At 48.0% G+C, this 7,721-nt stretch carries 6 protein-coding genes; 3 read left to right on the forward strand and 3 right to left on the reverse strand.

The window, feature by feature from the left end; genetic code table 11:
• The 3 genes from ACFQ2O_RS18185 to ACFQ2O_RS18195 form a co-directional block, all read left to right on the forward strand.
• Nucleotides 1-565 (forward strand): hypothetical protein (locus ACFQ2O_RS18185; RefSeq protein ID WP_377531209.1); only part of this gene is annotated, 565 nt, incomplete at its 5' end.
• A gap of 99 nt (nt 566-664) precedes the next feature.
• A complete protein-coding gene (locus tag ACFQ2O_RS18190; protein WP_377531212.1) occupies nt 665-1,540 on the forward strand; it encodes a DUF2911 domain-containing protein in 876 nt (291 codons plus the stop codon).
• Nucleotides 1,541-1,622: 82 nt separating this feature from the next.
• Nucleotides 1,623-2,537, forward strand: a complete 915-nt coding sequence (locus tag ACFQ2O_RS18195) for a class I SAM-dependent methyltransferase (protein ID WP_377531214.1) — start codon at nt 1,623-1,625, stop codon at nt 2,535-2,537.
• Between the two features lie 581 nt (nt 2,538-3,118).
• On the opposite strand, the gene ACFQ2O_RS18200 is transcribed toward ACFQ2O_RS18195, so the two are convergent.
• Genes ACFQ2O_RS18200 through ACFQ2O_RS18210 form a run of 3 tightly spaced genes read right to left on the reverse strand, consistent with a single transcriptional unit; the run spans nt 3,119 to nt 7,503 of the window.
• On the reverse strand, nt 3,119-4,828 hold the full coding sequence (locus tag ACFQ2O_RS18200) for a sodium:solute symporter (RefSeq protein ID WP_377531219.1): 1,710 nt from the start codon (nt 4,826-4,828) through the stop codon (nt 3,119-3,121).
• Nucleotides 4,825-4,974 carry a hypothetical protein gene (locus tag ACFQ2O_RS18205; RefSeq protein WP_377531222.1) on the reverse strand — a complete coding sequence of 50 codons (150 nt, stop codon included), beginning with the start codon at nt 4,972-4,974 and terminating at the stop codon, nt 4,825-4,827. The genes ACFQ2O_RS18200 and ACFQ2O_RS18205 overlap by 4 nt, the downstream gene beginning before the upstream one ends.
• 30 nt (nt 4,975-5,004) lie before the next feature.
• Complete coding sequence (locus tag ACFQ2O_RS18210; protein WP_377531226.1) at nt 5,005-7,503, reverse strand: PIG-L family deacetylase; 2,499 nt, start codon at nt 7,501-7,503, stop codon at nt 5,005-5,007.
• Between the last annotated feature and the right edge of the window lie 218 nt (nt 7,504-7,721).

Genomic DNA, 7,721 nt, shown 5'->3' on the forward strand with positions numbered 1-7,721 from the left:
TATACTTATGTACCTTATTTCTAACGTTGGTTTGAAACAGCTCCTTCTGCTCCCTTTTCTGCTTCTGGCTTTTGTAGCACAGGCACAGGAAGAACCAGAGTTTGAATTTGAATCAGACTCAACCAGCAATCGCTTTACAGCTCTTAATTCCCTTTACCTGGAGATCGGTAATAATTCTGATGTCTACTCCATCAACTACGATCGCATCGTTTACACGCATAATAGTTTTAAAGCTGCTGTACGTATAGGCTTTGGAACCAACATGTTTTTTCAGGAAAGTGAGCCGAAGGCTTATCCTGTTGTACCTGTAGAGGCAATAGGCATGATTGGCCGACAGCAAAAGCATTTAGAGTTTGGCCTGGGCTATACCAAGCGCTTTACAGATGAGCCTGATCTGTTACAAAACCTTTACTTTGCCAGACTTGGTTTTCGGTACCAGCAGCCGGACGGCGGCCTGCTGATAAGAGTGGCACTTACTCCATTTATATCTCCCGAAAACAAATCCGAAGCCTCTGGGTTTGCATTAGTACCACGATTTGGGTTGAGTATAGGACGCAGCTTCTAATTTGTCGAATAAGAGAACCGATGGACAAACAACGTTCGGTTCAAGTGTAGATAATTCGTAATATTACATCATACAAAAGCTAATCTCAACAAAATAAAAATGAAGAAAACCTTTATTGGAATCGCCCTTTCGGCTGCCCTTTTATTTGGTGCAAATAGCGTTCAGGCACAAGGTATCAAAATGCCAGCGCCAAGTCCGTCACAAAAACTAGAGCAAACAGTAGGACTTTCTACTGTAACAGTAGATTATTCCCGTCCTTCCATGAAAGGCCGTAAGATATTCGGAGATGGTGGTCTGGAAGCTTATGGTGATGTATGGCGTACAGGAGCCAATGCCTCTACAAAGATAAAATTCTCTGATGATGTGACGATTGAAGGCAATAGTATTCCAGCTGGCGAGTACGCTCTTTACACAATCCCCGGACAGGACGAGTGGACAGTGATCATTCATAAAAACACCAAGCACTGGGGTGACGGCGGAAAAGATTATAACCCTGCCGAGGATTTGGTTCGTTTCAAAGCTAAGGCTCAGAAAAACTCGCGCAAGGTGGAGTCTTTCACGATCAACTTTGCTAACCTGAAGCAGGATGCTGCAGACCTAGAACTGATGTGGGATGATGTAGTAGTGCCTTTCACCATCAAAACAGATGTTGATACCAAGGTAATGAGCCAGATACAGCAGCAGGTAATTAACGGTACTAACGTTACGCCTGGGTTATATGCGGCGGCGGCCAGCTATTACTTCGAAAACAACCGTGACCTGAAGCAGGCGCACGAGTGGATGAAGAAAGCCAATGCCACTGATCCTAAGTTCTGGAACGTACATACGCAAGCTAAGATTGAGGCAAAAATGAAAAACTATAAGGCAGCCATCAAAACTGCCGAAAAGTCTAAAGAACTGGCTAAAGCTGCCGACAACGCTGACTATGTTAGCCTGAACGACAAAGCTATTGCTGAGTGGAAAAAGGCAAAATAAAGCTATCTTTGCTTTAGCGTATAAAAAGCCTCCGGGGTATGCCTCCGGAGGCTTTTTTGTGTCACCTAAAAATCGATAACTGTTGGAAGAGAAGAAGCATTCAGAAGATCACCTGGGCCCCGCCCGGGAATACTGGTGGAACGATGATTACCTGGAGCTGCTGGCCGAGCGCCTGTATCTGCCGTACATTAACACGCTGGTTGATATTGGCTGTGGCAAAGGTATGATGGGCTTTAAGTTCTCGAAGTATATGCCAAGCGGCGGTAAGGTATATGGCGTGGATTATGAACCAGGCTACATTGCAGAAGCACGCCAACGGGCTCAGAGTGAGTTTGGCCACAACACCATCGACTATGAGTTTAAAGTAGGCAACGCCACCGAAATCCCTTTACCTGATAGTATAGCCGATGTTACCCTTTGCCAGACACTGCTGATACATGTAAAGAATCCACAGCGGGTTATTCAGGAGATGATCCGGGTAACGAAACCAGGTGGATGGGTGCTGGCGCTGGAACCAAACAACCTGGTGCCTAACCTGATGTTCGACCGCTACGGCGAGACGGACTATAATGTGGAAGCCATGCTGGAGGTGCTGGAGATAAAGCTCCGCATAGAGAAAGGCAAAAAGCAGCTGGGTGAAGGGTTTAATTCGCTAGGTGATGTTATTCCTGATCTTTTCATGAAGGCTGGCCTGAGGGATATAAAAGTATGGATTTCAGATAAGGCACTTTCCATCATTCCCCCTTATGATACCCAGGAAAAAATGCTGCGCGTAGAGCAAATGCTGCAGTGGGTAGAGTCTGAGGCGATGGGGTATGACTACCAAGACAACCTGAACTACTTTATGGCTGGTGGCGGCGATAAAGACAAGTTTGATGCTTACTGGCAGAAGCTGCTTTACAACAAGATCATGCTAAAGGAAAAGCTGCAGCGAGAGGAGTATGTTTCGGCAGGAGGAAGTTTAGTTTATATTGTTGCTGCGCAGAAGCCAAGGTAATGGTAGGTTATCATTAACATTGCTCCTGCTTTTGTCTCAGTTCAAGCCTTCGCTGGCGCGAGCGTTCGTTCGAGCCTTGACTGCCTCTGCAATACTTGCTTAGCCCCAGTTGCCCGCTGGCGCTAGCTTGCAGCTAGTGTCAATTATAGTGTAGAGCTTCCAGCTCTACTGGCTCGCAGAGCCATACCTGAAAAGCTCTGGCCATACTTCCAGAACATCTGTTGGCGCAACCTCAGCCAAGCTAACTTTTCTAACTACTGCCTATCCTCCAGCTCCCAAATACCCATTGTTTCACCTGTTGCTTTGGAGCGCTCACGGCTGGGGTAGGGGCCCTCTATTAGCTCCGCTGCGGGCTGCCCTAACGGGCACCGCAACATGCACAAGGCGCTCAACCTAAGGACTGGGAAAGTTTCAAATAGCCAGGCTCTTGCTCTTCTTCTAGCACTGGCAGTACCGCTACTCCCTTTCCTGTCTTTGGGCAGGAGAAAATATTCCCCTCCTTACACAAGAAAGGGCCGGGGTGATTCTGCGTCAGCTAAGGCACTGGCGGCATGTGCAGCTCTGCATAGTCCTTGGCTATGTTACACAACCTGCTTCTTCTCCCCGATCACCGCCTGAAGTATAAACCCAAACACAATCACACAAACACAGCCGATTACGTTGAACCAGAGGAAAGCGATGTCGGTGTAGAAATGGCAGTAAAGCACTACTGCTTCAGCAAGCAGAGCCGCAAAGAAAACTGCATTTCCTTTGATGCGCTTGAAATAAAACGCCACCAGGAATATACCCAGGATGGTACCGTAAAAGATAGAGCCAATAATATTTACAGCCTCAATCAGATTGTCTACCAGTGTGGCATAGGTAGCAAATATAATCGCCACCACGCCCCAGGCTACTGTAAAAAGCTTGGAAGCAACAAGGTAGTGCTTTGGACTCCCCTCCTGCTGCACAGAGCGCTTATAAATATCAATTACAGTGGTAGAAGCCAGTGCGTTCAGTTCTGAAGCAGTAGACGACATAGCCGCCGAGAAAATCACCGCCAACAGCAGCCCGACTAACCCAACCGGTAGGTATTTCATCACAAAGGAGATAAAGACGTAATCTGTGTCTTTTGTCTCTGTGCCAGGAACAGCTTTTTCAATCACATCTTTCACCTGCCCCCGTACTTGTTTACCAGCAGCCGTAAAAGCATTTACTTTAGTTTCTGCAGCAGCAATTGCGGCCTCGTCTTCGGCTTTTAGCGCAGAAACCAGCCCCTGTACAGCCACCTGCTTCTGTTCGAAAACTGAGGTATACGCTGCCTCCAGCCCCCGCAGCTCATCTGCATACTCGGTGGCGTATACTTTGTCTTTGGCAGCATCGTTGAAGAAGACCGGCGGCTGGTTAAACTGGTAAAAAACAAACACCATTACCCCGATGAACAGGATCAGAAACTGCATAGGTATCTTTAGCAGGCCATTAAACAGCAACCCGAGTCTGCTTTCGCTTAGAGATTTGCCGCCTAAGTAGCGTGCCACCTGGCTTTGGTCGGTACCAAAGTATGAGAGCGCCAGGAACAGGCCGCCGGTAATGCCCGACCAGAAATTGTAGCGGTCGTCCCAGCTCGTTTCCCAATCCCAGGAGAAATCCACCACATTCATTTTACCCATTTTGCCAGCCACGGCCACTGCGTCACCAAAGCTCACGTTCTCCGGCAGGTAACTCACCACCATAATTCCCGCTATAATCATCCCGCCCATCATTACAGCCATTTGCTGCTTCTGCGTAACGCTTACAGCTTTGGTGCCCCCCGACATAGTATAGAAAATCACCAGAACGCCAATCAGCAGGTTTGTTACCGTGAGGCTCCAACCCAGCATGGTAGAAAGTATAATAGCAGGCGCATAGATCGTGATTCCTGCGGCCAGCCCTCGCTGTATCAGGAATAAAATAGCTGCCAGCGAACGGGTTTTTAGATCGAAGCGGTTCTCCAGAAATTCGTAGGCTGTGTATACATTAAGCCGGTAGAAAATAGGAATTACTGTGATAGAGATAATGACCATCGCGATAGGCAAGCCGAAATAGAACTGCACGAAGCGCATACCATCTTCATAAGCCTGCCCCGGTGTGGAGAGAAAAGTGATGGCGCTGGCCTGCGTAGCCATAATGGAAAGCCCAATCGACCACCATTTCATGCTGTTGTCGCCTTTCAAATACCCTTCAATATCTTTACTGCCGCGCGTTTTCCAGATACCGTAGATTACAATAAACCCAAGGGTGCCCAGTAGCACAATCCAATCGAGTGGCCTCATTCGTAAATTTTGGTGATGATGTAAAACAGTATAATCAGGAATACCAGGTTGCCCAGCACTAACTTATACATGCCAGCCCAGGTCTTGAAAAAAGGAGGTTTATCAATGGGCTGCTCCTGATCGATCGGTTCGCTTTTATTTATCATACACAGTTGAGCACAGAATATTTTGTTCTACTACCTTTTATTTGATTTTGCTTCTGGTGAGTTCTCGCCGCCCTTACCCAGGGAAATAAGGTTCACAAACAGGCGGTACGCACCAGGCACACCAGCAGGCAGCTCTCTAAACCAGGAGTAGCCTGAATAAATGTAATAGCCCTTGCCATACTTAGCTACCAGCAAACCACCGTCACGGGCAGGCTCACCTGGATCGTTAGAAGAAAGTATCGCAGTAAATTCATCGCTCCACTTGTTAGGGAAGTATAATCCACGCTCCTGTACCCACCCCTCAAAATCTTGTTGCGTGATTTTGTTGGGTGAATTCAGCACCGGGTGCTCCGGCTTCAGAAAACGGACCTCTGCCCCCTCTACGGCTACGCGGTCGCGGCTTAATTGTAGTGGATACGGGGCAACGTCAGGCAATACCAGGCTATGATTGGTATTGTACTGCACAATCAGGTTACCGCCCTGCGCCACGTACTCCAGCAGCGTTGGCTGGTAAAACTTGAGTCGCTCTACTGTATTATAGGCACGTACGCCAAGTATAACAGCATCAAACTGCTTCAGGTAACTTAGCTGCATGTTCTCATCTTTCAACAGGGTTACCTCATAGCCAATCTGCTGCAGGCTTACCGGTATTTCATCGCCGGCTCCCATCAAGTAGGCCACTTTATCGCCTCTCTTTTGCAAATCCAGCTTCACCACTTTTGCTGTAGCTTCCGGAAAAGTTACCTGCGCCGGAATATGGCTATAGTTAATCTCGTTCAGGCCCTGGCTATAAGCCTTGCCTGCTACAGTGGCAACTGCCTTTAACTGTGCCTGCTGCTGTTCTTTGGGAGGGTAAACCATAAAGCCGACGCTCTTTTCTGCCCCTTTTGCCTGTAGCTGAAAAGGAACACTTGCGGGCTCTACACGCCATCCTTTCGGTAGCGTAAGCTTCAGTTCTCCTGTCACATTGCTCTTTCCTGCTTTTAGCAGCACCTGCACCTGCTTCGGCTCCTGGCTTGCAAACATAAACACCTGCTCCTTTAGATTCAGAAACACCGGTGGCGTAACAACGAAGGGTCTGTATACTTCTCCTTCCACCGGGTCGGTGCGCTTATACACAACAGGCACGCTCAGTTGCAACGGCTCTCCGGCTACCAGCAGCTTAAAAGTAGCCTCTGCTGCCGCACTATTCTCCGGCTTGCCTACCTCCTGCTGGTGCTGCACGTGGAACATCCCCACGCTTCCCTCCTGCCGTAACCAGTACGGTTGTGAGTAGGCGATGTCCTGTGGCAGCTGATTCGTGGTGTTATACCTTAGCGGATCGTTGCTCTTTAAAGTATAATTAAGCGTAGTATCTTTTGCTGCGAAGGAGTACTTTATACTTTGCAGGGTTATGGGCACAGCAGAGCGGTTTACGGCTTCTACCTGGAGTTTTACTGGCTGCCCGGGAGTCGCGGCATAATCAGCGGCGGTCACTTCTAAGTATAAACCCAAGGATGCCTGTAACACCTTCTGCAATTCGGCTAACTTTACCTGTTTCCAATAGGTATCCGGCAGTTTCTGGAGTTCTTTTTTTGCAGCGAGAAGCGTTGGCACAATACCTGACGGATTGACTGGCGAATAAGTATTAATGGCTTTTTGAATCAGCTTTTCTACTTTTTCACCTCCGTTTACACGGCTCCAGCTGGTATTTATACCTTCAAAGAGATCCTGCTGCGCCTTGTCTCCGGCTGTGTGCTGCAAATATTCTATACTTGTACCGCGGGAGCCGCTAGAGCCGAAGCCTTGGCTCTTGTGCATGCTGCGGCTCTCTGCTGCCACTTCGCCATAGGACTTGCCTAGCAAAGGATTGAAGCCGCCTACATCAATTTTCAGCAGCTCTTTCCCAAACTTCTCAAACTCTTCCTGGCTTTTGAAAGACCACACACCGGTATTCCACAGCAGGCGCTTTGGCTGCCATGTATCCACATATTTTAGCTGCTCCGGAAAGCGCTTGGGGTCTGCGGCAGCTTTAAAAGCTTCTTCTGCCAGAATAGCAGAGGCCGTATGGTGCCCGTGGCCAGCCCGTTCATCGGGCGGGAAGCGGGTTATCATGACATCGGGTTTAAACCTTCGAATGGTCCAGACCATATCGGCCAACACCTGTTCTCTGTTCCAGATGGTAAACGTTTCGTCGGCATCTTTCGAATAGCCAAAATCGTTAGCTCTGGTAAAAAACTGCTGCCCTCCGTCGGTGCGGCGGGCCTGCAGCAATTCCTGTGTTCGTATGATACCAAGCCCTTCCCGAATTTCGGGGCCTATCAGGTTCTGTCCTCCATCTCCTCTGGTAATAGCAAGATAGCCGGTGTTATAAAGCTTTTCGTTTGAGAGGTAAGCGATGAGCCGCGTGTTTTCATCATCGGGGTGAGCCGCCACATATAATACCGACCCCAGAACGTTCAGCTGTTTCAGGTCTTGCAGTATTTTGGCAGCAGATGGTTTTTCCGGCGCTTGTGCTACTAAAGGTTGTTTCCACAGCAATAAACACATTGCCAGTAAGGACAAGCACCTTAAGTAAGGGTGTATTTTAGTCATAAATTAAATAGAACAGACTGAGCCTTGTAAAACTAAGCAATTAACACGAAGCATCACAAGTTGAAAAGCGCCTTTTGCCCAAATGTATTTTTCTTCAGATAAACAACATATAGCTCTCCCTATACATCAATATTTATAAAAATTATGCGGAAAAGTTCGCTTAAAACATACTT

The organism is Pontibacter rugosus, assembly GCF_042678745.1.
Taxonomy (GTDB): Bacteria; Bacteroidota; Bacteroidia; order Cytophagales; family Hymenobacteraceae; genus Pontibacter; species Pontibacter rugosus.